20 protein-coding genes and 1 pseudogene are annotated in these 26,103 nt (G+C 60.6%); 11 read left to right on the forward strand and 10 right to left on the reverse strand.

Annotated features, from left to right (window positions below; genetic code table 11):
- From ACM530_RS18270 to ACM530_RS18285, 4 genes are all read left to right on the forward strand, one after another.
- Nucleotides 1-246 carry a hypothetical protein gene (locus ACM530_RS18270; RefSeq protein ID WP_005790375.1) on the forward strand — a complete coding sequence of 82 codons (246 nt, stop codon included), beginning with the start codon at nt 1-3 and terminating at the stop codon, nt 244-246.
- Between the two features lie 2 nt (nt 247-248).
- A complete protein-coding gene (locus ACM530_RS18275; protein ID WP_003193288.1) occupies nt 249-1,073 on the forward strand; it encodes a mechanosensitive ion channel family protein in 825 nt (274 codons plus the stop codon).
- An 87-nt stretch (nt 1,074-1,160) separates the two neighbouring features.
- On the forward strand, nt 1,161-1,751 hold the full coding sequence (gene sigX, locus ACM530_RS18280) for an RNA polymerase sigma factor SigX (protein ID WP_003193286.1): 591 nt from the start codon (nt 1,161-1,163) through the stop codon (nt 1,749-1,751).
- 107 nt (nt 1,752-1,858) lie between these two features.
- Nucleotides 1,859-2,842, forward strand: a complete 984-nt coding sequence (locus tag ACM530_RS18285) for an OmpA family protein (RefSeq protein WP_106576304.1) — start codon at nt 1,859-1,861, stop codon at nt 2,840-2,842.
- 60 nt (nt 2,843-2,902) lie between these two features.
- On the opposite strand, the gene cobA is transcribed toward ACM530_RS18285, so the two are convergent.
- The 8 genes and pseudogenes from cobA to ACM530_RS18325 all read right to left on the reverse strand — a co-directional run bounded on the left by cobA (nt 2,903) and on the right by ACM530_RS18325 (nt 14,274).
- The gene (gene cobA / locus ACM530_RS18290; protein WP_369301367.1) at nt 2,903-3,646 is read right to left on the reverse strand and encodes a uroporphyrinogen-III C-methyltransferase; all 744 of its coding nucleotides are present in this window, start codon (nt 3,644-3,646) and stop codon (nt 2,903-2,905) included.
- A 9-nt stretch (nt 3,647-3,655) separates the two neighbouring features.
- Nucleotides 3,656-6,364 carry a molybdopterin-dependent oxidoreductase gene (locus ACM530_RS18295; RefSeq protein ID WP_416362837.1) on the reverse strand — a complete coding sequence of 903 codons (2,709 nt, stop codon included), beginning with the start codon at nt 6,362-6,364 and terminating at the stop codon, nt 3,656-3,658.
- Entirely contained in the window at nt 6,364-6,681 is a 318-nt protein-coding gene (gene nirD, locus ACM530_RS18300) for a nitrite reductase small subunit NirD (protein WP_145159126.1), read from the reverse strand. The genes ACM530_RS18295 and nirD overlap by 1 nt, the downstream gene beginning before the upstream one ends.
- Nucleotides 6,678-9,131, reverse strand: coding sequence for a nitrite reductase large subunit NirB (gene nirB / locus ACM530_RS18305; RefSeq protein ID WP_416362838.1), 2,454 nt, complete (start codon nt 9,129-9,131; stop codon nt 6,678-6,680). The genes nirD and nirB overlap by 4 nt, the downstream gene beginning before the upstream one ends.
- A 235-nt stretch (nt 9,132-9,366) precedes the next feature.
- Nucleotides 9,367-11,037 carry a protein kinase domain-containing protein gene (locus tag ACM530_RS18310; protein WP_416362839.1) on the reverse strand — a complete coding sequence of 557 codons (1,671 nt, stop codon included), beginning with the start codon at nt 11,035-11,037 and terminating at the stop codon, nt 9,367-9,369.
- A pseudogene (locus ACM530_RS18315) lies at nt 11,037-12,247 on the reverse strand (nitrate/nitrite transporter). The gene ACM530_RS18310 and the pseudogene ACM530_RS18315 overlap by 1 nt, the downstream one beginning before the upstream one ends.
- A gap of 211 nt (nt 12,248-12,458) precedes the next feature.
- A complete protein-coding gene (locus ACM530_RS18320) occupies nt 12,459-13,034 on the reverse strand; it encodes an ANTAR domain-containing response regulator (protein WP_083357333.1) in 576 nt (191 codons plus the stop codon).
- 13 nt (nt 13,035-13,047) lie between these two features.
- Nucleotides 13,048-14,274, reverse strand: a complete 1,227-nt coding sequence (locus tag ACM530_RS18325; protein WP_416362840.1) for a CmpA/NrtA family ABC transporter substrate-binding protein — start codon at nt 14,272-14,274, stop codon at nt 13,048-13,050.
- A 279-nt stretch (nt 14,275-14,553) separates the two neighbouring features.
- Here ACM530_RS18325 and sctC point away from each other — a divergent pair, with 279 nt between their 5' ends.
- The 4 genes from sctC to ACM530_RS18345 all read left to right on the forward strand — a co-directional run bounded on the left by sctC (nt 14,554) and on the right by ACM530_RS18345 (nt 18,175).
- Complete coding sequence (gene sctC / locus ACM530_RS18330; protein WP_416365104.1) at nt 14,554-16,011, forward strand: type III secretion system outer membrane ring subunit SctC; 1,458 nt, start codon at nt 14,554-14,556, stop codon at nt 16,009-16,011.
- A 202-nt stretch (nt 16,012-16,213) separates the two neighbouring features.
- Entirely contained in the window at nt 16,214-16,615 is a 402-nt protein-coding gene (locus ACM530_RS18335) for a winged helix-turn-helix domain-containing protein (protein ID WP_106576312.1), read from the forward strand.
- The gene (locus tag ACM530_RS18340; RefSeq protein WP_145159113.1) at nt 16,608-17,063 is read left to right on the forward strand and encodes a transglycosylase SLT domain-containing protein; all 456 of its coding nucleotides are present in this window, start codon (nt 16,608-16,610) and stop codon (nt 17,061-17,063) included. Before ACM530_RS18335 ends, ACM530_RS18340 begins: the two co-directional genes overlap by 8 nt.
- Nucleotides 17,064-17,149: 86 nt before the next feature.
- Nucleotides 17,150-18,175 carry a quinone-dependent dihydroorotate dehydrogenase gene (locus ACM530_RS18345; RefSeq protein WP_262208385.1) on the forward strand — a complete coding sequence of 342 codons (1,026 nt, stop codon included), beginning with the start codon at nt 17,150-17,152 and terminating at the stop codon, nt 18,173-18,175.
- 185 nt (nt 18,176-18,360) lie between these two features.
- On the opposite strand, the gene rmf is transcribed toward ACM530_RS18345, so the two are convergent.
- The gene (gene rmf, locus ACM530_RS18350) at nt 18,361-18,576 is read right to left on the reverse strand and encodes a ribosome modulation factor (RefSeq protein WP_002553055.1); all 216 of its coding nucleotides are present in this window, start codon (nt 18,574-18,576) and stop codon (nt 18,361-18,363) included.
- 532 nt (nt 18,577-19,108) lie between these two features.
- On the opposite strand from rmf, the gene rlmKL reads away from it, so the two are divergent.
- Both rlmKL and ACM530_RS18360 read left to right on the forward strand, forming a co-directional pair.
- Nucleotides 19,109-21,373, forward strand: a complete 2,265-nt coding sequence (gene rlmKL, locus ACM530_RS18355; RefSeq protein ID WP_145159108.1) for a bifunctional 23S rRNA (guanine(2069)-N(7))-methyltransferase RlmK/23S rRNA (guanine(2445)-N(2))-methyltransferase RlmL — start codon at nt 19,109-19,111, stop codon at nt 21,371-21,373.
- A 149-nt stretch (nt 21,374-21,522) separates the two neighbouring features.
- Nucleotides 21,523-23,907, forward strand: coding sequence for a diguanylate cyclase (locus tag ACM530_RS18360; RefSeq protein WP_416362841.1), 2,385 nt, complete (start codon nt 21,523-21,525; stop codon nt 23,905-23,907).
- 138 nt (nt 23,908-24,045) lie between these two features.
- Here the strand turns inward: ACM530_RS18360 and dacB are convergent, their stop codons facing one another.
- On the reverse strand, nt 24,046-25,506 hold the full coding sequence (gene dacB, locus ACM530_RS18365) for a D-alanyl-D-alanine carboxypeptidase/D-alanyl-D-alanine-endopeptidase (RefSeq protein WP_404484227.1): 1,461 nt from the start codon (nt 25,504-25,506) through the stop codon (nt 24,046-24,048).
- Between the two features lie 236 nt (nt 25,507-25,742).
- Here dacB and ACM530_RS18370 point away from each other — a divergent pair, with 236 nt between their 5' ends.
- The gene (locus ACM530_RS18370) at nt 25,743-26,087 is read left to right on the forward strand and encodes a YggL family protein (RefSeq protein ID WP_016979277.1); all 345 of its coding nucleotides are present in this window, start codon (nt 25,743-25,745) and stop codon (nt 26,085-26,087) included.
- The last annotated feature ends 16 nt before the right edge of the window (nt 26,088-26,103 follow it).

The raw sequence follows: 26,103 nt of genomic DNA on the forward strand, positions 1-26,103 counted from the left end.
ATGCACGATCCGTTCGAACAGTCATTGCGTGACATGCTTAATGCTTCGCCGTCCAACCGTGACGACGACGCCTGCCTGGGTCGCGTGTTGAAAACCGCCAACCGTCAGGTAGGTGCGGGAGATCTGTTCGGGCTGCTCGGTCGTTGGCTGCCAGCGCTGATGATGGCTCTGAACAATGGTTCGGCCCATGTGTCGCCGGTTTCCCGTCGTAAACCTCTTGCTCGCACTGCTGATAAGGCTGATTGAATATGGAACTTGATCTCTGGACCCAGAGCCTGGTCACTGCGATGACTGCATTGTGGACCAAGGTAGCGAATTTCATTCCCAACCTGTTTGGTGCTCTGGTTTTGGTCTTGCTGGGCTTTGTCGTGGCCAAGCTGCTCGACACCCTGCTGTCCAAATTGCTCGCAAAACTGGGCCTGGACCGCTTGATGGCAGGCACGGGCCTGACCAAGCTGTTGGGTCGTGCCGGGCTGCAAGTGCCGATCTCGACCCTCATCGGGAAGATCGTTTACTGGTTCGTTTTACTTATTTTTCTGGTTTCTGCAGCTCAATCCCTTGGACTTGAGCGAGTTTCAGCTACGCTCGACATGCTGGCGCTGTATTTGCCGAAGGTTTTCGGTGGCGCGCTGGTGCTGCTCGTAGGCGTTTTACTGGCGCAACTGGCCAATGGGCTGGTGCGCGGAGCCGCTGAAGGCGTGGGGCTGGACTATGCTGCGGGCCTGGGGCGGATCGCTCAGGGGCTGGTGATCATCATCAGTATTTCCGTCGCGATCAGCCAGCTCGAGGTCAAAACTGACCTGCTTAACCATGTGATTGTGATTGTTTTGATTACCGTTGGTCTGGCCGTTGCGCTGGCCATGGGGTTGGGAAGCCGGGAAATTGCCGGTCAGATTCTTGCAGGAATCTATGTGCGTGAGCTGTATCAGGTTGGGCAACAGGTGCGTGTGGGCGAGGTCGAAGGGCAAATCGAGGAGATCGGCACAGTCAAGACGACGGTGCTGACCGATGACGGTGAGCTGGTATCGCTGTCCAATCGGATTCTCCTGGAGCAGCAGGTCAGTAGCCGCTAATCCGGCAAACCCTGCTAATGTACGCCGCCGCAAACCCGGGTGACCGGGCTGTAGCGGACATTGACCTGACTGTCGGCACGACTTGTTTTGAATAAAGCCCAAACGCTATCTACGCGCTATGACCCCCGTGAGCTCTCTGATGAGGAGTTGGTCGCGCGCTCGCACACGGAGCTGTTTCACGTAACACGCGCGTACGAAGAATTGATGCGCAGATATCAACGCACTCTGTTCAACGTTTGTTCAAGGTATTTAGGGAACGATAGAGATGCGGACGATGTCTGTCAGGAAGTGATGCTCAAGGTGCTGTATGGCCTGAAGAACTTCGAGGGCAAATCGAAGTTCAAGACATGGCTCTACAGCATCACGTATAACGAGTGCATCACGCAGTATCGTAAGGAGCGGCGAAAGCGTCGGTTGATGGACGCTTTGAGTCTCGACCCCCTTGAGGAAGCGTCTGAAGAAAAGGCGCCGGCACCCGAGGAAAAGGGCGGACTCGATCGCTGGTTGGTGCATGTGAACCCAATTGACCGCGAAATTTTGGTGCTACGATTTGTCGCAGAGCTGGAGTTTCAGGAAATTGCTGACATCATGCACATGGGTTTGAGTGCTACAAAAATGCGTTACAAGCGTGCTCTTGATAAATTACGTGAGAAATTTGCGGGCGAGACTGAAACTTAGTGCGTGGCAAATATCTCTTACGTGTAGGCAAGTTCTGTTAGACTTGTCGCCGAGTTGTCCCCCGGTTTGTGGGACTGCTTTACAATCACCAGATGGGGATTTAACGGATGAAACTGAAAAACACCTTGGGCTTTGCCATTGGTTCTCTTATTGCTGCCACTTCTTTCGGCGCTCTGGCACAAGGCCAAGGCGCAGTTGAAGGCCAGCTGTTCTACAAGAAGCAGTACAACGATAGCGTTAAGCACATCGAAGACGGCTTCAACCCTGGCGCAAGCATCGGTTACTTCTTGACCGACGACGTGTCGATCAACCTGAACTACGACACTACCAACCACACCCGTTCGAACGACGGTACTGGTAGCCAGAAGATCAAAGGTGACACTGGCAGCGTGACTGCTCAGTACCACTTCGGTCAGGCCGGTGTTGACTCCCTGCGTCCATACGTTGAAGGTGGTTTCGGTCACCAGAGCCGTACCAACGTTGAAGTTGACGGCCACAAAGGTCGCGATCAGTCCACCCTGGCTATCGCTGGCGCTGGCGTGAAGTACTACTTCACCAACAACCTGTTCGCACGTGCCGGTGTTGAGTCTGACTACAACCTGGACAACGGCAAGTGGGATTACTCCGCACTGGTTGGCCTGGGTGTGAACTTCGGCGGCAACGCCGGCGCAGTAGCTCCAGCTCCTACCCCAGCACCAGCTCCAGAGCCAACTCCAGAGCCAGAAGCTCCAGTTGCTCAGGTTGTTCGTGTTGAGCTGGACGTGAAGTTCGACTTCGACAAGTCGGTTGTTAAGCCTAACAGCTACGGCGACGTGAAAAACCTCGCTGACTTCATGAAACAGTACCCACAAACCACCACCGTTGTTGAAGGTCACACTGACTCCGTCGGTCCTGACGCTTACAACCAGAAGCTGTCCCAGCGTCGTGCTGACGCGGTCAAGCAAGTTCTGGTCAAAGACGGTATTGCTCCTAACCGTGTAAGCTCGGTTGGTTATGGCAAATCCCGCCCAGTTGCTGACAACGCAACTGAAGCTGGCCGTGCTATCAACCGTCGCGTAGAAGCCTCGGTAGAAGCTCAAGCTGCTCAGTAATTACTGAGTGGTAAAAAAAAGCCCGGCTTAGGCCGGGCTTTTTTTCGCCTGGCATTTGCCTCAGGCGCTGGCGGATACGGCCACGCATGCCGCCTGTGCAGCCGCAGCGACACTGCCGATCACCAGAATTGCCGGGCTCTTCAAGGCGAACGCCTGCGCATCCTTGTGCATCTGCCCCAACGTGCTACGGCATTCTCGCTGTTGAGGCAGCGATGCGTTTTCGATCATCGCCACCGGCATATCCTCTGCCATGGCGCTCTCCAGCAGCTGCTGACGGATCTCCTCCAGCTTCGCCACGCCCATATACACCACCAACGTCGTCCCGCTTTCGGCCAGTGCACGCCAGTTCAGGCTGCTGTTGTCCTGGGTATGTGCCGTAACGAGCGTTACACCGCGACTGACCCCGCGCAATGTCAGCGGGATATCGCAGTTTGTTGCACCGGCCAGGCCCGCCGTGATCCCGTTGACCAACTCCACGTCCACACCACGTTCGCGCAGCCACATCGCTTCTTCGCCGCCACGCCCGAAAATGCACGGGTCACCACCCTTTAATCGCACCACGCATTTGCCTTGCCGGGCATAACGCAGCATCAGGCGATGGATAAAATCCTGTGGCGTCGAACGGCAGCCACCGCGTTTGCCTACGCTGATAATCCGCGCCTCAAGGCAGTGCTCCAGCACAGCCGGGTTGACCAGGTCATCAATCAATACCACGTCGGCCTCATGGAGGGCCCGCACCGCCTTCAGGGTCAGCAGTTCAGGATCACCGGGCCCCGCACCCACCAGCCAGATTTTTGCGCTCATGTTTTTCCCTCACACACTGATTGCGATTGGCTTCGGGTTGCTGGCCAAAAGACGTTTGATTTCCGGTACGCACGAGCCGCATTGCGTGCCGCAGCCCAGCGCCTGTTTGAGCCCGTTAAGGTCCAGGCCGCGAGTGATGCCTGCGCACACGGCGTTTTCGCTGACGTTCTTGCAGTTGCACACAATCTTGCCGCTGGCTGCCGCACTGCCCGGCGGCGCACTGAGCGGTGCCAGCAGCCAGCGGCGCAGTTGATCGTCAGTGCGGCCTTCCAGCCAGAGGCTTTGCAACCAATGCCGAGCCAGGGTTTCACCGGCCAGGCGCAACGCGGTAATCCGGCCTTTTTCGATTTTTACGCGTTTACCGATCGAGCGACGCGGGTCGTCGTACGCCATCACTGGGCCGTCGTTGAGCCCCAGCAGTGCGTCGATACGGGTCAGCAGTTGCAGGTCGGGCGCCTCGGTATGTGCCGCGCGCACCACCAGTGCCGGCCGTTCGCGCCCGGCCAGGCTCAGGCTCACGTAGGCAAAGCCCTCGCACAGGGGGCGCAGTGCCTCGACGTGTTGCTGCACATCGCCTTCGATCAACGCAAACAGCTGCCACGGCAGTTGCACAGCCTCCAGGCGCACACCGCTGTGTTTGAGTTCCGGCTGTTTCGACAAAGGGTCGAAGGCTGGCTGGGTCAGCGTATTCACGCCACCCTTGAGAAAACGGTCACCCCAATGCATCGGCAGGAACGCTTGGCCGGGGCGCACGCTGTCATCACTGTTGAGGGCAATAATCACGCTGCCGCGACGGCTTTTGAGGTTGACCAGGTCTCCGTCCTTGAAGCGATGGCGGCGCAACTCATCCGGGTGCACGCTCAGCAGTGCTTCGTTCACATGACCAAACAACTGGGCTGCAGTGCCTGTGCGACTCATGCCGTGCCATTGATCACGCAGGCGGCCGGTGATCAGCGTCAGCGGGAAGCGTGCGTCGCGCTGCTCTTTGGCGGCGCGGTAGGGGTCGGCAACAAAGTGCGCGCGGCCGCTCTCGGTCGGGAATACGCCGTCGGTGTACAGGCGCGCAGTTCCAGATTGCGCGCCCGCGGGAAACGGCCATTGCTGCGGACCCATCCGATCGAGCAGGGCATGGCTGATACCCGACAGGTCAAGGTCGCGGTTGCGGGTCAGCAGTTTGTACTCATCAAAGAGCTGCGAGGGGTGTTCAAAGGCGAAAAGCCTCGGTTTTCCGGGACAAAGACGTCGCTCCAGGCGCTGGGCAAAATCCACAGTGATTGCCCAATCCGGGCGCGCCTCCCCAGGTGGGGCGATGGCCCGTCGCACGTGGGAAATGCGCCGTTCAGAGTTGGTTACCGTGCCTTCTTTCTCGCCCCAACTGGCCGCCGGCAGCAGCAAGTCAGCGAAACGGGCCGTCTCGGTTGTACAAAAAGCCTCCTGTAGCACCACGAAAGGGCACGTCTCCAAGGCCATGCGCACGGTGTTCTGGTCGGGCAAGGATTGGGCAGGGTTGGTGCAGGCGACCCACAAGGCCTTGATCTTGCCGGCCTGTACCTGTTCAAACAGTTCGATGGCGGTCAGCCCGGTGCTGGCGGGCAGTTGTTCAACACCCCAATACGCGGCCACTTCGGCCCGATGTTCCGGGTTGGCCGCCTCGCGATGGCCGGGCAGCAAATTCGACAAACTGCCGGTCTCGCGTCCACCCATCGCATTCGGCTGGCCAGTCAGGGAAAACGGCCCACAGCCCGCTCGGCCAATCGTGCCGGTGGCCAAGTGCAAGTTGATCAGCGCGCTGTTTTTGGCGCTGCCGGCGGTGGATTGGTTGAGCCCCATGCACCACAGCGACAGAAAACTGCTGGAGGTACCGACCCATTCGGCGCACAGGCGCAGCTGCTCGACGCTGATCCCGCACAGCTGCGTGACCATTTGCGGCGTGTAGTCATGCACCAGCCGTTTCAGCTCGGCCAGTCCATCGGTATGCGCCTGGATAAAGTCTCGGTCGATCCAGTCTTCCCACAGCAACAGATGCAAAATCCCATGGAACAACGCCACATCCGTCCCAGGCAGGATGGCCAGGTGCAGGTCAGCCAAATCGCAGGTGTCCGTGCGACGTGGGTCGATCACCAGCACTTTCATCTGCGGGCGCCGCGCTTTGGCTTCCTCAAGGCGTCGGAACAATACCGGGTGGGCGTAGGCCATGTTGCTGCCGACGATCATTACGCAGTCGCTGCACTCCAGGTCTTCATAACTGCACGGCGGCGCATCGGCGCCCAGGCTGCGCTTGTAGCCCACCACTGCCGAGGACATGCACAGCCGCGAGTTGCTGTCGATGTTGTTGGTGCCGACCAGCGCGCGAGCCAGCTTGTTGAAGCTGTAGTAGTCCTCGGTCAGCAATTGCCCGGAAATGTAGAACGCCACGCTGTCCGGCCCGTGTTCGCTGATGGTCTCGGCGAACACGTTGGCCGCGTGCTCCAGTGCGGTTTCCCAGTCGGCGCGTGTTCGCGCCAGGCCCTTGCCCAGACGCAGCTCCGGGTACAAGGCGCGGGCCGCCAGGTCGCCGGTCAGGTGCAGACTTGAGCCTTTGCTGCACAACTTGCCGAAGTTCGCCGGGTGGTTCGGGTCGCCTTGCACACCGAGGATCTGCGCGCCATCGTGCTCGATCAGCACGCCGCAACCCACCCCGCAGTAACAGCAGGTGGACGCGGTGACCTGGCGGTTCATCAACCCGCGTCCCGCAGGGCCAGCATGACCCGGCCATTTTCCACGCGGGCGTGGTGATGGTGTGCGCAGCCGATGTCCGGTGCCTGGGCTTCGCCGGATGCCAGATCAATTTGCCAGTTGTGCAGCGGGCAGGCTACGCGCTTGCCGTAGATCAGGCCTTGGGACAACGGACCGCCCTTGTGCGGGCAGCGGTCATCGAGGGCGAACACTTCGTCATCACTGGTACGAAAAATCGCGATATCACCTTTGGGCCCATTGATGATGCGCGAGCCCAGGGCGTTGATTTCATCGAGTGCGCAGATATCCAGCCAGTTCATACCGGCACCTCCAGCTGTTTGACGGGGATGACCTCGAATTCCTTTTTCAGCAGCGGCTGCTCCAGGCGTTCTTTCCAAGGGTCTTGTTCGAACGACAGCGAAAACTGCAGACGCTCGTTGAGGGCTTGGCGGCGAGCCGGGTCTTCCAGTACGGCCTTCTTGATGTGCTCCATGCCCACGCGTTGCAGGTAGTGCACGGTGCGCTCGAGGTAGAAGGCTTCTTCGCGGTAAAGCTGCAGGAAAGCGCCGTTGTATTCACGGACTTCGTCGGCGGTTTTCAGCTTGACGAAGAACTCCGCGACTTCGGTTTTGATCCCACCGTTGCCGCCGATGTACATCTCCCAGCCGGAATCCACGCCGATGATGCCCACGTCCTTGATGCCGGCTTCCGAGCAATTGCGTGGGCAACCGGACACCGCCAGCTTGACCTTGTGCGGCGACCACATATTGAACAGGTCATGCTCCAGCTCTATGCCCAACTGCGTCGAGTTCTGTGTGCCAAAACGGCAGAACTCACTGCCGACGCAAGTCTTCACGGTGCGGATGGATTTGCCATAGGCGTGACCGGAAGGCATGTCGAGGTCCTTCCAAACCCCTGGCAGGTCCTGTTTCTTGATACCCAGCAGGTCGATGCGTTGACCGCCGGTGACCTTGACCATCGGCACGTTGTACTTGTCGGCCACGTCGGCAATACGCCGCAGCTCTGACGGATTGGTCACACCGCCCCACATCCGCGGGACTACGGAGTAGGTGCCGTCTTTCTGAATGTTGGCGTGGGCGCGTTCGTTGATCAGGCGCGATTGCGGGTCATCCTTGGCTTCGCCTGGCCAAGTGGAGATCAGGTAATAGTTGAGCGCCGGGCGGCAGGTGGCGCAGCCGTTGGGTGTGCGCCAGTTCAGGTAGCTCATGGTGCCGGCGATGGTCAGCAAGTGCTGATCGCGGATGGCCTGGCGAATTTGCCCGTGGTTGAGGTCGCTGCAACCGCAGATCGCCTTTTCGCTCTTCGGTTTGACGTCCGCGGCACCGCCCACGGTGTTGATCAGGATCTGTTCCACCAGCCCGGCGCAGGAGCCACAGGAGCTGGCGGCCTTGGTGTGCTTCTTGACCTCGTCAACGCTGAACAGCCCGTGCGCCTGGATCGCCTTGACGATGGTGCCCTTGCACACGCCGTTGCAGCCGCAGACTTCGGCGTTGTCGGCCATGCTCATGGCCTTGTCCTGGCCTTGATGGCCGACATCGCCTAAAGCGTTTTCGCCGAACATCAAGTGATCGCGGATCTCACCAATCGCATGGTTCTCACGGATCTGACGGAAATACCAACCGCCGTCCGCGGTATCGCCGTACAGGCAGGCGCCGACCAGGATGTCGTCCTTGATCACCAATTTTTTGTACACGCCGCCAATCGGGTCGCTGAGGGTGATGGTTTCGGTGCCTTCGCCGCCCATAAAGTCGCCGGCGGAGAACAGGTCGATACCGGTGACCTTCAATTTGGTTGAGGTGACCGAGCCCTTGTAGGTGGCAAAGCCCAGCTGCGCCAGGTGATTGGCGCAGACTTTGGCTTGCTCGAACAGTGGCGCAACCAGGCCATAGGCGATGCCACGATGGCTGGCGCATTCGCCGATGGCATAAATGCGTGGATCGTAGGTCTGCAAGGTGTCGTTGACCAGAATCCCGCGGTTGCACGGGATGCCGGATTTTTCTGCGAGTTCGGTGTTGGGGCGGATGCCGGCGGCCATCACCACCAGGTCAGCGGGGATGACGTCGCCGTTCTTGAATTGCACCGAGCCGACACGGCCGTTACCGGCATCGTGCAGCGCCTGGGTCTGTTCTTGTAGACGGAACACCAGGCCACGGCTTTCCAGTTCGGTTTGCAGCAGTTGGCCGCTGGTCTTGTCCAGCTGCCGCTCCAACAGCCATTCGCCGATATGCACCACGGTCACGTGCATGCCGCGCAACATCAGGCCGTTGGCGGCCTCCAGGCCGAGCAAGCCACCGCCGATCACCACAGCGTGCTTGTGGGTTTTGGCGGTGTCGATCATGGCCTGAGTGTCGGCGATGTCGCGGTAGCCGATCACGCCTTGCAAGGTATTGCCTGGGATCGGCAGGATAAATGGCGTCGAGCCGGTGGCGATCAGCAGGCGATCGTACTCGGCTGCGGTGCCGTCTTCGGCGATGACCAGGCGTTTGGCACGGTCGATTTGCACCACTTTGCGGTTGAGCAACAGCTTGATGTGGTTATCCAGGTACCAGTCGAGATCGTTGAGCACGATCTCTTCGAACGTTTGCTCGCCGGCCAGCACCGGCGACAGCAGAATGCGGTTGTAGTTGGTGTGGGGCTCGGCGCCGAACACGGTGATGTCGTACAGGTCGCTGCTCAGCTTGAGCAATTCTTCAAGGGTGCGAACCCCGGCCATGCCGTTGCCGATCATCACCAATTTGAGTTTTTTCATGTCGTTCTCCGCAATGGCTCGACCAATTACGCGCAAACAAAAAAAGGCGTCCCCGCTAGTGATCTAGCGAGGACGCCTTTGTCCTGGTCCCGTTCTCTCGGGAAGCTCGCCCCTTCGACGTTGAAGGGACGGCTGTATGTGTGTTGTTGGGGAAGCTAATGCAGTGGCTGTGCCAAGTTGGCCAGCTTGCGGGTTTATTGGAGCTTTGAGTCAGCGCTGCCTGGGAATTTGCCCTCTAGTGGTGCAACAGCCAGTACAGCAGCACCAGATTGACCAGCAGCGACATGGCGGCCAGGCTTTGCCAGACCTTGAGCGGTTCGCGCTCCAGCAAGGGCCGTGGTCGCACGCTCAGTTCACGGCGGTCGGCCTGCTCCAGCACCAGCAGCCATTCTTCGGCGGTTTCATAACGTTGCGCGGGTGAAGCCGCCACGGCGCGTTCCAGGCTCAGTGGCAACCAGTCAGGCAGGTCGGGACGATAGCGGCTGGCGCTGACGGGCTGGGCGAAACGCGGCCGTTGGAAAGCTTCGATTTCGCCGTAGGGATAATGCCCGGTCAGCAGGTAATACAAGGTAACGCCGACACTGTATAAATCCTGTTGCGGCGTAGGCGGCTCGCCGCTGAACGCCTCGGGTGCGATAAAACTTGGCGTGCCGGGCAGTAAATGAGCGCGGTCTTCGGAGAGCCCCGGGCAATAGGCCAGGCCAAAATCCAGCACGCGCAGTTCGCCATCGTCACCCAGCAGCAGGTTTTCCGGCTTGATATCGCGGTGCAGGATTTGTCGCCGGTGCAGCAGGCCCACCGCCCGCAGCAACCGCTCGGCGATGGACTGCCACTGCGCCAGTGGCAATGGGCCCTGGTGCCGGAACAGTTCAGCAAGGGTTTGCCCCGGGTATTCGCGCATCACGTAGTACAGATGCTGTCGCCCACTGGCCGCGTGAACTTCAGGAAACGCGCGCCCGGCAACCCGGCGCAAAAACCATTCTTCAGATAGCAACGCTTGGCCGGCATCGCTGTCATCGTCGCGGTTGAGCGGCAAGGTTTTCAGCAGCCAGGTTTGCTGCTGGGCATCACGTACCCGGTACAGCAACGACTGTCGGCTCTGCGCCAGCAGGCTTTCAACCTGCCAGCCTTCAAAGCGTTGCCCAGGTTTGAGCGAAGGGGGCAGCGGCCATTGCTGCAACTGCACCAGCGCATCGCCCAGGGTGGCGGCACCGAGCTGGTCGATGCGCACCAGCAAGGCGCTGGCATTGTCCTGGCTGGCGGCCAGGTGCGCGGCGTTGACCAGCGTGTTGACCGCCACATCGAGGTCAGTTTGCTCGCGCAGGATCGCACTGATGCTGTGCTCACCCAAGGCGGCCCACACGCCATCGCTGAGCAATAAAAAACATTCGCCTGCGCGCAGTTCACCGTCGAGAAAATCCAGCACCAGGTGTTGGTCCAGGCCGAGCGCGCGCTTGAGCACGTGCTGCATGCCCGGTTGTTCCCACACATGGTCTTCGCTGATGCGCTGCAACTCGCCGTCCAGCCAGCGATACACCCGGCAATCGCCGACATGCGCGAGGGTGAAGCGTTGGCCGCGAAACACCAGCGCACTCAAGGTGGTCAGCAGCGGCTGGCCGCCGCCGTTGGCCTGCAACCAGCGATTCTGCGCCAGCAACAGACGCTCGAGCGCCTGGGCCACGCCCCAGGTTTGCGGCGTGGCGTAGTAGTCCAGCGCCAGCGACTGCAAGGTCGAGCGCGCCGCCAGGCCGCCATCGGCGCATTGGCTGACGCCATCGGCGATGGCGCACAGGTAACCTTTACTCGCCGCCAGTTCCGCCACGGGTGTGACGACGCGCAGGGCGTCCTGGTTTTCGGCCCGAGGGCCAATGGCGCTGGCTTGCGCGACACTCAGTTGCAAGCCCATCAGACGCGCGCGGCGGTCACGGCGGCCGAACCCCAGGTGGTTCTCCAGCGACGTTTGACCCCGTGCAGCCCGAACCAGGCCAGCACGCCGAGGCTGGCGAACAGCCACAGGGCCATTTGATAACTGCCGGTGCTTTGCTTGATCGCGCCCATGCCTGCCGCGAGGGCGAAGCCGCCGATCCCGCCGGCCATGCCGATCAGGCCGGTCATCACGCCGATCTCGCGGCGAAAACGCTGGGGCACCAGTTGAAACACCGCGCCATTACCTGCGCCGAGGCCGAGCATGGTGCAGACGAAAAGTGCCAACGCAGCGTAAGAACTTGGCAGGTTGAAACCCACCGCCGCGATGCAGATTGCCGCCACGCTGTACATGCCAAGCAAGGTGCGAATCCCGCCGAATCGGTCCGCCAGGGCACCACCCAACGGGCGCATCAGGCTGCCGCCAAACACGCAGGCGGCGGTGTAGTAGCCGGCGGTCACCGGGCTCAAGCCGTATTGGTCGTTAAAGTAGCCGGGCAGGGCGCTGGCCAGGCCGATAAAGCCGCGAACGTCACGCTGTAAAAGAACATGAACCACCAGCTGTCGCGGTCGCCCAGGGCTTTAAAGTAGTCGGCCATGGATTTGGCCTTCGGGCGTTCCGGGGCATTGCGCGCAAGCCAGGCGAAGACGACCAGCGTGATGACCAATGGAATCAGCGCGAAGCCGAACACATTGCTCCAGCCAAACGCGGCGGCGAGTACCGGTGCCAGCAATGCAGCAAACACGGTGCCGGAGTTGCCGGCACCGGCGATGCCCATGGCCTTGCCCTGGTGTTCCGCGGGATACCACTGAGAGGCCAGCGGCAGGGCGACCGCAAACGACGCGCCCGCCATGCCCAGGAACACGCCCAGCAGCAGGGCCTGCCCGTAACTGTGGATGCCCAGTTGCCAAGCGCCGAACAGTGCGGCAATCACAATGACCTGGCCGATCAGCCCGGCGGTTTTAGGCGACAGTTTGTCGGCCAGCATGCCCATCAGAAAACGCAGCACCGCGCCGGCCAGGATCGGCGTGGCCACTACCAGTCCGCGCTGTTGGGTGGTCAAGTGCAGGTCGGCGGCAATCTGCACCGCCAGCGGGCCCAGCAGGTACCAGACCATGAAACTCAGGTCGAAATACAGGAACGCGGCAAACAGGGTCGGGGTGTGCCCGGATTTCCAGAAGCTTGATTTCATCACGCACCTCAACGGTTGGGGTCTTGTAAGAAGGCCGAGTGATGGGGCCGCTGGCTAAAAGCCGCCCCATCGGCCCCAGGCGCTGGGGCCAAAACGAAAAAACGCCGCCATCGGGTTCGCGAGGGCAAACCGGATGGGCGACGTCTTTGTCGTAGAAGGGGCAACCGCCGTTGGTTACCTGTGGTGAATGCTTAGCAAGAGCTGCGCCAGATCAGCCAAGCAACTCGCTCATGGCGATAATCTGCTCCGCCACCTGGATCAGTTTCTGTTGGCGGCTCATGGCTTGGCGGCGCATCAAGGTGTAGGCCTCTTCTTCGTTGCAGTGCTTCATTTTCATCAGCATGCCTTTGGCCAGCTCGATGCGTTTACGCTCGGCCAGTTGCTGGTCGCGCGCCTGGAGCTGGGCGCGCAAGGCCTGGTCACTTTCAAAACGGGCCATGGCCACGTCCAGGATCGGCTGCAGGCGCTGGGCCTGAATGCCTTCGACGATATAAGCGCTGACCCCGGATTTGATCGCCTGGCGCATCACGTTCGGGTCGTGTTCGTCGGTAAACATCACGATCGGCCGTGGCTGATCGCGGCTGACCAGTACCACCTGCTCCATTACATCTCGGCCAGGTGACTCGGTATCGATCAGGATCACGTCCGGGCGCACCGTTTCGACGCGCGCGGGCAGGTCGATAGTCAGGCCGGACTCATCGATCACCTCGAACCCGGCTTCGATCAATGCGGCCTTGAGGCGGCCGACCTTGCGCGGCGTATCGTTGATTAACAGGATGCGTAACATAAAGGTCGTCCTGTCAGCGCTGCGCTTGGTGGCTGGGGTGGTCTGCCATGGCGTGCAGTCGGAAGCTGCGCGCGTAGGCGGCGGGGTCGGAGCCGTCCCAGATTTTGCCGTCGATAAGTTGGCTGCTGCGCATGTCCGCTGCGTTTGCGTTGACGCCAACGGCGGCAGCGGCCTGACGGTATAAAGCCAATTGCTGCACGCGGCGGGCCACGCCCAGGTAGTCCGGATCTTCGCGCAGCAAGCCCCAGCGTCGAAACTGGGTCATGAACCACATGCCGTCGCAGAGGTAGGGCAGGTTTACCTCGCCATCGCCGAAAAACCGCAGGGCATGCGGGTCTTGCCACTGGTTGCCGAGGCCATCGTCATAAGCACCCAGCAGGCGTGGTTCGATGCAGTCGAGCGGCGCATCGAGGTAGTCGCGAGCACTGAGTAATTGTGCGGTGGAGCGGCGGTTTTCCTGGCTTTGCTCGATAAAGCGGCTGGCCTCGAGAATCGCCATCACCAGGACGCGAGCGGTGTTCGGGTATTGATCGACAAACGCCTGGGTGCAACCTAGAACCTTTTCCGGATGATTCGGCCAGATCGCCTGGGTGGTCGCCAGGGTGAACCCCTGGTTTTGCTTCACCGCGCTGGCACACCAGGGCTCGCCCACGCAAAACCCATCGATGCGCCCGGCTTGCAGGTGCGCGACCATCTGCGGCGGCGGTACCACCACGCTGTCGACGTCGTGCAACGGATGAATGCCTTGGCTCGCCAGCCAGTAATACAGCCACATGGCGTGAGTGCCTGTGGGAAATGTCTGTGCAAAGGTCAGTTTTGTGCGGCTTTGGTGCACGTGGCGGTCCAGTGCTTCAGGAGTGATCACCCCTTGCTGTTGCAGGCCGCGGGACAGGTTGATGCTCTGGCCGTTCTGGTTGAGCCCCATCAGGACGGCCATGTCGGTCGGCGCCACGCCGCCGATGCCCAGGTGCACGGCATAGATCAACCCATAGAGGCTATGGGCGGCGTCCAGTTCGCCGCTGACCAGTTTGTCGCGCAGGTTGGCCCAGGATGATTGGCGCTTGAGGTTCAGCGTCAGGCCGTAGGGTTGGGCGAAACCCTGGGTGGCGGCGACCACCAGCGAGGCGCAATCGGTCAGCGCCATGAAGCCCAGGTCGAGGCTGCTCTTTTCCGGGGCGTCACTGCCGTTTACCCAGGCCAGCGGATGGTTCACCGGGCTGTTGCCGACCGAATCGTTCATCAACACTCACCTTTGCTCAAAAAAAAGCGTCGTAACCCTTGAGGGTTGCGCGGGTGGCAGCGCAAGCCATTGCAGGGAAACGACGCCATTGTCCGTAAGCCTGCTCCGACGTTGGTGCAGGCTTTGATACATAGCCCTTAGCAAGGCACATGCCACGGGGCTTCAAGCGCAGTCCGCCGTCAGCTTTCCATCAAGATTGAAACTCAGCTGCCTTCCAGTATGGCCGCCTCTTTGCGCCAGACGGCGAGGAACATCCACGTGTCTATCCATTCCGCAACCATGCGCAGTTACCGCAGGTTATGCCGCTGGCTGCTGTGCGGTGCACTGCTGTTGGCAAATGCGTGCGCTTTGGGGGATAGCTATCAGGCGCGGGATGAAAGCCTGCATACCTTTTTTACCGCGCTGTCGGTGCCCTTGGGCTTGCCTGTCGTTGTCAGCCGCGAGGTGGCGCGTAAAACCATCACCGGGCAATTCGACCTTGGGGCGGCGCAGCACACGCTGGAAACCGTCGCCGAGCAGCAAGGCGTGATCTGGTACAGCGACGGGCAGGTGCTTTACCTGTATGACGCCGGGGAGGCAAAAAGCTCGGCGGTAGCGCTGCGGCATATCTCGGTCGACAGGCTGCGCGGGTTCATGCGCCGTTCCGGGCTTGATGAGTCGCGCTTTCCCCTGAGGGAGAGCGGCGGGCGGACGTTCTATGTGTCCGGGCCACCTAACTATGTCGACCAGGTATTGCACCTGGCTCAACTGATGGACAAGCAGCGCACTGAGGTCCGCGTCGGCACGCAAACCTTCGGCGTGGTGCAGGTGTTCAACACGCACGTAGCGGATCGCAAGTATTCGATGGGCGACGACCAGGTCAACGTTCCGGGCATGGCCTCGATGATCGAAACCGTGCTGGCCAGCGAGCAAAAGAAGGACACGCAACGCCCCCCCGGTTTGCTGGCCGACAAGAGCCTGGTGGTGATGGCTTATCCGGATTCAAACAGCCTGTTGATCAAGGGCAAACCTGCTCAGGTGAAGGTGCTCGAGGAGCTGGTGGCGGAACTCGACAAGCCCAAGCGGCCGATTGAGGTGTCGCTGTGGCAAGTGGAGGTGGAGCGCAGTGAATTCGTCAGGATGGGCGCAGCCTGGGCTCAGGAAACCGAGACCGGGGCTTTCGTGACGCGCGTACTGGAACCTTTGGAAGACAACCGCTTGATGGCACAGCTCGGTGTGCTGGAGCGCCGGCGCAAGGCCAAAGTCGTCGCGTTTCCCGTAATCCTTACCCAGGAAAACGTGCCTGCGGTTTTCCAGGATAACCATACGTTTTACCTGCCACGGCCCGGCGACGATAAGGGTGATTGGCAGCCCGTGCGGTATGGCATTGAAGCCAGTGTGCTCCCGCGCTTCGCCGGAGCGCATCAGATCGAGATGCTGGTGAACCTCGAGGATGGCCGTCAGATGGACAGCACATTCAAGCCCGGCTCGGCAGGAGCGGTGGGGCGAATGGCCGTCAGCTCTGTGGTGCGCGTACCTCAAGGCAGACGCTTGTGGCTGGGTGGTTTTCACCGTGAGGGCGAGGCGACCCGCCGTGGTCGACGCGCGCAGGTACGGCTCTTTGTGATCCAGGCGCGGGCGGTCGGTAGTGAGCCGCGGATGTTGGCCGGTGCTGTCGGCCCGCCGCCGCTGACCCCGAGCCAATATGAGCGTGTGCAGCGTGCGTTTGTGCGCGAACGCCGTGATGTCCTTGAGTGACACAACCCGTTGGTCAGAGCCCTGAAACGCTTTGCGGTCGGTGACTGCGAAAAGTCCTACGTGGCGCCCGCCGAAAGCCTCGATGACATGGGTTTTTTCCTAACGTTGTTCGCGGCTCGGGTTTTTATAGTCGTGATGTTGGCGTATCGGCCGTTTCTGGAAACAAGGAATTCAATGTCAGTAGTCGGGTGCAGAGGTGTGCATGACCCTCGTGAATGATGGGCTGACGGCTGCCTGGGTGTTTGCCGGGTGGACCTTGCAGGGCGATGGCCGATTGATCGGCGAAGGCGCGGATATTCAGTTGCCGCCCAAGGAGTGGCATGTACTGCGGCTGCTGTTGGCTTCTGACGGAGCATTGATGACCAAGGATCGTCTGCTTGAGTTGGTCTGGCCCCGAGGGGAGGTTGCAGAGGAATCGCTGACGCGCTGTATCTACGCATTGCGTAAGCAGCTGAAGAAGGACAAGGGCTTTATCAAGACAATTTACGGCAGGGGGTATCGCTTTACCTGTGCCGTGAAAGCCGAGCAGCGCGCCATTCTCCAGACGGGGCCAGGGCGTGTGCAACGCATCTGCTCGGCTTGTGGGCAGGTGACTCATGATTAATCGATTGGGCAAAGCGTTGGTGTTGAGCCTGTTGATGGGCAGCCATCAGGCCTGGGCCAATTGCTGGGAAGAGGTGGCTAGCCGCTATGACCTCGAACCTGAGCTTTTACAGGCCATCGCCGCTGTGGAATCGGGTTACCGCGCGCACGCCGTGAACGCGCTCAACAGCGATGGCTCCCGGGATATTGGCCTGATGCAGATCAACAGCATGCACTTGCCTCGCCTGGCCAAGCAGGGCATTACCGAGGAGCGGTTATTGAGTGAGCCCTGCTTGTCGGTCGAGGTGGGCGCTTCGATTCTTGCCGGGTTTATCCAGCGTTTCGGTTACAACTGGACAGCCGTGGGCTCCTACAACGCCGGCGCGGCACCTGAGCGTGAAGCGTTGCGTTTGCGCTACGCAGAAAAAATATGGGCGCGGTATGAGGCGTTGGTAGCACAACGTCATTGAGGATTGGACGGCGCACCTCGCACCTGGCGCGCCACCCCGGCTATAATCGGCGCCACCTTTCGCCGCCATCCGAGTCTAGCCCGCCCATGTATACCCTGGCCCGCCAGCTGTTGTTCAAACTCTCTCCGGAAACCTCCCACGATCTGTCCCTGGACCTGATCGGTGCCGGTGGTCGTCTGGGGCTCAATGGCCTGGTATGCAAGGCACCGGCAAAAATGCCGGTATCGGTGATGGGACTCGACTTCCCCAACCCGGTCGGGCTGGCTGCCGGCCTCGACAAGAACGGCGCGGCCATCGACGGGTTTGCGCAATTGGGTTTCGGTTTTGTCGAAATCGGCACCGTGACGCCACGCCCGCAACCGGGCAACCCAAAACCACGGATCTTTCGCCTGCCGGAAGCCGAGGCGATCATCAATCGCATGGGCTTTAACAACCTGGGCGTTGATCATCTGCTTTCACGGGTTCAAGCCGCGAAATACAAGGGCATCCTCGGCATCAATATCGGCAAGAACTTCGACACGCCCGTAGAGCGCGCCGTCGATGATTACCTGATTTGCCTGGACAAGGTCTACGCCCACGCCAGCTACGTCACCGTCAACGTCAGCTCGCCGAATACGCCGGGTCTGCGTAGCCTGCAGTTCGGTGATTCGCTCAAGCAACTGCTCGAAGCCTTGCGTCAGCGCCAGGAAGACCTGGCCATACGTCATGGCAAACGTGTGCCGTTGGCCATCAAGATTGCGCCAGACATGAGCGATGAAGAAACCGTGCTGGTCGCTCAGGCGCTGGTGGATTCGGGCATGGATGCGGTGATCGCCACCAACACCACCCTCAGCCGTGTGGGTGTCGAAGGGCTGGCGCATGGTGATGAAGCGGGTGGGCTGTCGGGCGCGCCGGTGCGCGACAAGAGCACTCACATCGTCAAGGTGCTGGCGGCTGAGTTGGCCGGGCGCTTGCCGATCATCGCCGTGGGCGGCATCACCGAAGGCAAGCACGCGGCCGAGAAGATCGCCGCCGGTGCAAGCCTGGTGCAGCTGTACTCAGGTTTTATCTATAAAGGACCGTCGCTGATTCGCGAGTCGGTGGATGCGATAGCGGCCTTGCCAAAAAGGTAGGCGCGCGGCTTGTTGGCGATGGCAGGCTAAAAAATACACCTGTGAGTGTGTAGTCCGCATCGCCACCGACCCAATAAAAAGGGCTCCCTAAAGGAGCCCCTGGGCCGAAGCCCGCCGCCCTGATGGGGCGTGCGTGGTTAAGTCGTTACATATTCAAGGTGGTGTGTCGGATTAAGTGCCCTGTGTTAGCCGACGGCGTGAAGTTCGTTGAGTCTGTGGATTCCCGCAGTGCCAGTCATACCGTCCCAGTTGTCGCCGCGTCCTTCTCGCCAGCCGTTGATCCAGGCTTGGCGTACCGACGGTAGAGTAAATGGGCAAAGCTCACGGGATTTGCCATGAACGCCATATTGATATCCGCGTAAAAATGCTCTTTCCAACGGATCACGCTTAAGTCTTCTCATAGGGTGTTTCCCTCACTTGTTGACTGTCTTGATATCCTTCGGCCTCGTCTGAGGCCGGGCAGAGTTTTTCTGCCGTTGGTGGGCTCGCTGCCGGCGTGGCGAGCCGATGTGTCGGCGTCGTTACGGCGCCAACCTGTGTTGAGTTCTAACCAATAGGTCACATGGATTCAATGATCGTTTTGTCATAAGCACGTAACGATAACGATGCTATAGCCATAAGCTGGGATGGCTTTTCGCCCCTTTTGTTGGGCAAAGCCAGCTATGATGTGCCCTGCATAGAGGATGGGTTTAATCCTTTAGTGAGAATGTCCGTCCGCCGCAGTCGGTTATTATTCGACGAAGGGTCGGAATATTTCTTTTTGTTGCGATCAATTATTTCTCTGCCCCGGAAATTCTGGCCCAAAGGCCCGGCAGCCGGGGTGGGACGGCACATTCGTGCCACGCGAGCACTCTTCAAGAAAAGTGCTTGATTAAAAACCGAGCCGGCGATGCGTCGCCTGTTCATTTATTGCTGAAAAGCCTGGAATGCCCCATGTCGGACCGTTTTGAACTCTTCCTCACTTGCCCCAAGGGCCTCGAAGGCCTGCTGATCGAGGAAGCCGTCGGGCTTGGCCTTGAGGACGCACGCGAGCACACCTCGGCCGTGCGCGGCATGGCCGACATGGAAACCGCCTACCGCCTGTGCCTCTGGTCGCGCCTGGCCAACCGCGTATTGCTGGTGCTCAAGCGCTTCCCGATGAAGGACGCTGAAGACCTATACCATGGCGTGCTGGACATCGAATGGGCTGACCACATGGTTCCGGATGGCACCCTGGCGGTGGAATTCAGCGGCCACGGTTCGGGCATCGACAACACCCACTTCGGCGCGCTGAAGGTCAAGGATGCGATCGTCGACAAGCTGCGCACCCCGACCGGCGAACGCCCCTCCATCGACAAGATCAACCCGGACCTGCGTATTCATCTGCGCCTGGACCGCGGCGAAGCAATCCTGTCGCTCGACTTGTCCGGCCACAGCCTGCACCAGCGCGGTTACCGCCTGCAGCAGGGCGCGGCACCGTTGAAGGAAAACCTGGCGGCGGCGATTTTGATTCGCGCCGGCTGGCCGCGCATTGCGGCCGAAGGCGGCGCGCTGACCGACCCGATGTGTGGCGTGGGTACTTTCCTGGTCGAAGGCGCAATGATCGCCGCCGACATGGCCCCCAACCTCAATCGCGAACTGTGGGGCTTCACCACCTGGCTCGGCCACGTTCCGGCGCTGTGGAAAAAGCTGCACACCGAAGCGACCGAGCGGGCGGCCATCGGCATGAACAAGCCGCCGTTGTGGGTGCGAGGCTACGAAGCCGACCCACGCTTGATTCAGCCCGCGCGCAATAACATCGAGCGCGCTGGCCTGAGCCACTGGATCAAGGTGTACCAGGGCGAAGTCGGCACCTTCGAGCCGCGTCCGGACCAGAATCAAAAAGGTTTGGTCATCTGCAACCCGCCGTACGGCGAGCGTCTGGGTGACGAAGCCAGCCTTTTGTACCTCTACCAGAACCTCGGCGAGCGTCTGCGTCAGGCCTGCATGGGTTGGGAAGCGGCGGTGTTCACCGGCGCGCCGGACCTGGGCAAGCGCATGGGCATCCGCAGCCACAAACAGTATTCGTTCTGGAACGGCGCCTTGCCGTGCAAACTGCTGCTGATCAAAGTCAACCCGGACCAGTTCGTCACCGGCGAGCGCCGCACCCCGGAGCAGCGTCAGGCCGAACGTGAGCAGGCCGCTTACGATCAGGCCCCGACCGAGCCGCAAGAGCGCCAGTACAACAAGAACGGTAACCCGATCAAGCCAGCCCCGGCCCCGGTGGTTGAACAGGCGCGCCTGAGCGAAGGCGGGCAGATGTTCGCCAACCGCCTGCAGAAGAACCTCAAGCAGCTGGGCAAGTGGGCCAAGCGCGAAGGCGTGGATTGCTACCGTGTGTACGACGCCGACATGCCGGAATACTCCATGGCCATCGACCTCTACCACGACTGGGTGCACGTGCAGGAATACGCCGCGCCGAAATCCATCGACCCGGAAAAAGCTTCCGCACGCATGTTCGATGCGCTGGCCGCGATTCCCCAGGCGCTGAACGTCGACAAGAGCCGCGTGGTGGTCAAGCGTCGCGAGCGTCAGAGCGGCACCAAGCAGTACGAGCGCCAGAGCGCCCAGGGCAAGTTCACCGAGGTCAGCGAAGGCGGCGTGAAGCTGCTGGTCAACCTCACCGATTACCTGGACACCGGCCTGTTTCTCGACCACCGCCCGATGCGCATGCGCATCCAGAAGGAAGCGGCCGGCAAGCGCTTCCTCAACCTTTATTGCTACACCGCTACCGCCAGTGTGCACGCGGCCAAGGGCGGCGCGCGCAGCACTACCAGCGTCGACTTGTCCAAGACCTACCTGGACTGGGCACGTCGCAACTTCTCGCTCAACGGTTTCTCCGACAAGAACCGTCTGGAGCAGGGCGACGTGATGGCGTGGCTGGAAGCCAGCCGCGATGAGTTCGACTTGATCTTCATTGATCCGCCGACCTTCTCCAACTCCAAGCGCATGGAAGGCATCTTCGACGTGCAGCGTGACCACGTGCAGTTGCTCGACCTGGCCATGGCGCGCCTGGCACCGGGCGGCGTGTTGTACTTCTCGAACAACTTCCGCAAGTTCGTGCTCGAGGACAACCTCAGCGAACGCTATGCGGTCGAGGAAATCAGCGACAAGACCCTCGACCCGGATTTCGCGCGTAACGCGAAGATCCACCGGGCGTGGAAAATCACTGCGCGCTGATTGCTGCACCAAGTTGGAACAAAAAGCCGCAAGCCTGGCGTATTCCGGGTTTGCGGCTTTTTTGCGCTGGTCAAACAGTGGCCTCATGGCTATAACTGAAGCCCTAGCCAAAGTGACAGCCCCGCACGCTGGCGTTGTGAGTGTTGCCTATGCCGATGCATGCCGTACGCCCCAAAATCCTAGGCTTTATCAGTGAGCAGGCGTCGGCTTGGCTGGTGGCATTGGTGGTGTTATTGGCAGGTTGCGCGCTGACGGTAATTATTGCCTGGGCCGCCGCCGATCTGTATCAGCAACAGGTTCGCCAGCGTTTCCAGTTGCTGGTCAATGAACGCTACACCCGCCTGCAGGAGCGCCTCGAAGACCAGGAGCAACGCCTGGCCAGCCTGCAGCGCTTCTTCGTCAATTCCAGTGATGTGTCCCGCGCCGAGTTCGATGGATTTGCCCAACCCTTGCTGTTGCGCGCCCGCGCGTATGCCTGGGCACCGCGGATTTTTCGCGATCAGCGCAAGCCGTTTGAACAGGAGATCTCGCGCCAGCGCGGCGCGCCCTTTGCCATCCGTGAACTGAATTCGTCAGGGGAGTTGGCGCCTGCCGCCGAGCGCGATGAATACGTGCCGGTGTTGTATAGCCAAACCCAAAGCCTGCTGGGCTCGCCGCTCGGCTTCGACCTGTTGGCACAGCCGCTTCGGCGCTCGGTCCTTGAACGTGCGCAAGAAAGCGGTACGCCCGCGGTATCCCAGCCGATGCAATTGGTGGGCGTGGAGCCGGCCTATGCGGCCGGGGTTTTGCTGGTGGCGCCCGTGCGCAAGCCGGCTGAGGCCGAGCCAAGCGGCTTCGTGATGGCGGTGATCAGCATGCGACAGCTGGTGGCCGACGGTTTGCCCAAGCCGAACCGCGACAACCTGGTGATGCAGATCGTCGATACCTCCGACGCCCAGCAGCGCGTGCTGTATGCCTCGAGCAATGCGGTGGGCGCTAGCGACCTCAGCGCCGCGCGCCGTTTGACCCTCGGCGACCATGTGTATGCCCTCACGTTGCGTGGCAGCCAGGTCTTCGATCAGGCCAACCACTCCTCGATGAGCACCATCCTGACCATGGGCGGGTTGCTCAGCCTGCTGCTCAGTGCCTTGTTGTATGTGGTGGTCAGCCAACGCCAGCGCGCGCTGAAACTGGTCGAGCAGCGCACCGAGCAGTTGCGCCTGCGTGAACAGGAATTGCGCGGTGCGCACGGGCAATTGCGCAGCGTGCTGAATGCGGCCACCCAGGTCGCGATCATCGCCACTGACTTGCGCGGGGTGATCAACACGTTCAATGCCGGGGCCGAGCAAATGCTGGGGTACACGTCCGACCAGGTACTGGGGCGCATGACCCTGGAAAGCCTGCACCTGGCCGCTGAGCTCGAAGCGCGCGCCACCCGTTTGAGCGCGGCCATGGGCAAGCGCATCCCGCCAAGCCAGGCGATGCTGGTGGAGAGCCCGGACCACCTGCACCAGGCGCGCGAGTGGACCCTGTTACGCGAAAATGGCAGCCCCTTGACGGTGAACATGCTCGGCACCGTATTGCTGGATGACCATGGCTTGTGGATCGGGCATCTGGCGATTTACCTGGATGTCACCGAGCAGAAACGCGCCTACGAGGCGTTGGCGGTGCGCGATCGTTTGTTGAAAAAACTCAGTGCCCATGTGCCCGGCGGGATCTTCCAGTTCACCCTCGAGCCTCAGGGCAACGGGCGTTTTATCTATGCCAGCGATGGCATGCGCGATATCTATGAAATCGAAACCGGCGTGTTGCAACAGGACGCGGCCAAGGTCTTCGAGCGCATTCATCCCCAAGACGTTGAGCGGGTCCGCCTGTCGATACGCTTGTCGGCGTTGCAGCTGAGCCACTGGCGCGAAGAGTACCGCGTGCTGTTGCCACAACGCGGTCTGCGCTGGATTCGCGGCGAAGCCACGCCTGAAGAACTGCCGGGCGGCGGTACGCTGTGGCATGGCTACGTGTCGGATATTTCCGATCTCAAGCGGGTGGAAGAAGAGCTGCGCGCACTGTCCATTACCGATTCGCTGACGGGCATTCATAACCGGCGTTATTTCCAGGATCGCCTCAAGGTCGAGATGCTCAGGCTCAACCGCACCTGTGGGGCGCTGTCGTTGATCATGCTGGATATCGACCACTTCAAGCGCATCAACGACCAGTACGGTCACGCGGTAGGCGATGGGGTGTTGCAGGAGGTGTGCAAGCGCATCAGTCAGCGCCTGCGGCGCACGGATGTGTTTTGCCGACTGGGCGGCGAAGAGTTCGTGGTGCTGTGCCCGCACACTGATTGCGAGCAGGCGTACAGCCTGGCGATGGAGTTGTGGCAGTCGTTGCGCAGTGCGCCGATGGAAACGGTGGGCATCGTGACCGCCAGCTTCGGTGTGGCCAGTTGGCGGATCGATGACGGCATTGACGGGCTGCTGCTGCGGGCGGACTCGGCGGTGTATAGGGCCAAGCAGGCGGGCAGGGACCGGGTGGAGGCTGAGCGAATCAGGGCTTGATTGACAGATTTTTTCAGACGGCGCGCATTCATGTTGGGGGCTGGCTTGCCTGCGATTGCAGCGTGTCAGTCAGCGAATCTGACACTGATACACCGCTATCGCAGGCAAGCCCGCTCGCACATTTGATCTGTGTTGCCTTTAGAGCACCGGCGCAGCCGCCGCCAGCTTCGGCTGGCGATACAGGTCCAGCAGCACCTGGTCCAGTACTGATGAGGCGCCCCACGGTTTCGAATCGTTGAGGATCGCCACCACCACCCAGGTGTTGCCATTGTTGTCACGGCTGAACCCGGCGATGGCACGCACGGTGTTCAGGGTGCCAGTCTTGACGTGGGCTTCGCCGCGCATGGCGGTGGTCTTCAGGCGTTTACGCATGGTGCCGTCGGTGCCGGCAATCGGCAGCGAGCTGATGTATTCCGCCGCGTATGGGCTTTTCCAGGCGGCTTGCAGCATGGCCGCCATCTCGCGGGCGCTGACACGTTCGGCGCGCGACAGGCCGGAGCCGTTCTCCATTACAAGGTGCGGCGCGGTGATGCCTTTCTTCGCCAGCCACTGACGGACCACACGTTGCGCAGCCTTGGCGTCGTCGCCGTCGGCATCGTTGCGAAATTGCGCGCCCAGGCTCAGGAACAGCTGCTGGGCCATGGTGTTGTTACTGTATTTGTTGATGTCGCGGATGATTTCCGCCAGGTCCGGCGAGAAGGCACGGGCGAGTACTTTGGCGTCCTTGGGCACGGGCGCCTGGATGTCGCGGCCCTGGATGGTGCCGCCCAATTCCTGCCAGATCGCACGCACCGCGCCGGCGGTGTAGGTGGCGTGGTCGAGCAGCGACAGGTAAGTCTGCGAACTGCAGCCATCGCCCAGTTGGCCGCTGACTGTCACGGTGACACTGCCGTCGGCGGCGGTGACCGGGCTGTAGCGCACGTCACCGGTGCATTGCTTGGCGTTGGAGACTTTCACCTGGTTGTCGATGCGAATGCTGGCAATCGGCGGCTCGACCGATACGATCACGCGGCCCGAATCATTGCGGGTCACGAAGCGCAGGGCCTTGAGGTTGACCAGCAGGGCGTCGGGCTTGACCAGGAACGGCTTGTTCTCGTCATTGCCGTCGTCATTGAATTCGGGCAATTGCGGCTGGTTGAAGAAGCTGCGGTCGAGCACCAGGTCACCGGTGACTTGCTGCACGCCATTGGCACGCAGGTCGCGCATCAGCAGCCAGAGTTTTTCCATGTTCAGCTTCGGGTCGCCGCCGCCCTTGAGGTAGAGGTTGCCGTGCAAGACGCCACCGCTGAGCGTGCCGTCGGTGTAGAACTCGGTCTTCCACTGATGGTTGGGGCCGAGCATTTCCAGGGCAGCGTAAGTGGTGACCAGCTTCATGGTGGAGGCCGGGTTCACCGACACGTCGGCGTTGAACACGGTGGGGGTACCGGGGCCGGTGAGGGGCAGCATCACCAGCGACAGCGCGGTATTTTGCAGCTTGGCTTTCTGCAAGGCCTGCGCAACGTTGGGTGGCAGGGTGTTGTTGACTGGGGCGGCAGCGGCGGAAAAGGCCAGTGGAAGAAGAACGCTGGCTAATAACACGGAACGAAAAGATTTGATCATAAGGAATAAAACCCTACTGCTGAGAAGGGTGAAAAAGGCGAGGGGTATGGAAGAAAATCCCTCATTGGTCACGAAAGTGTCGGCATTATGCCCCAAGGTGGATCCAGTTGTAGCTGAACGATAGCTGGTATTGCGCGTTTTTTTGCAGACAGATAGCCGCCTGTCCCAGAGAGTCGGGCAATCCTTGCCTTAAACTGCTAAAGTGCCGCCCGTTATTACTTATGAGGATTGTTCCAATGGCGACTAACCGTTCCCAGCGTCTGCGCAAAAAACTGTGCGTTGATGAATTTCAAGAGCTGGGTTTCGAACTGAACCTGGACTTCAACGAAGGCCTGAGTGAAGAAGCTATCGACGCTTTCCTCGAAGCATTCATCAAAGAAGCCATGGAAGCCAACGGTCTGGGCTATGTCGGCGGCGATGACTTCGGTCTGGTTTGCCTGCAGAAGCGTGGCTCGGTCTCCGAAGAGCAGCGTGCTGCTGTTGAAGCCTGGCTGAAAACCCGTTCCGAGCTGACCAAGGCTGAAGTCAGCCCGTTGCTGGACGTGTGGTATCCAGAAAAGCCGATCAACGCGGCTAAGTGATACTGAAAAAAACGGC

The sequence above is a fragment of the Pseudomonas sp. NFX183 genome (assembly GCF_047943075.1).
In the GTDB taxonomy this organism is placed as follows: domain Bacteria; phylum Pseudomonadota; class Gammaproteobacteria; order Pseudomonadales; family Pseudomonadaceae; genus Aquipseudomonas.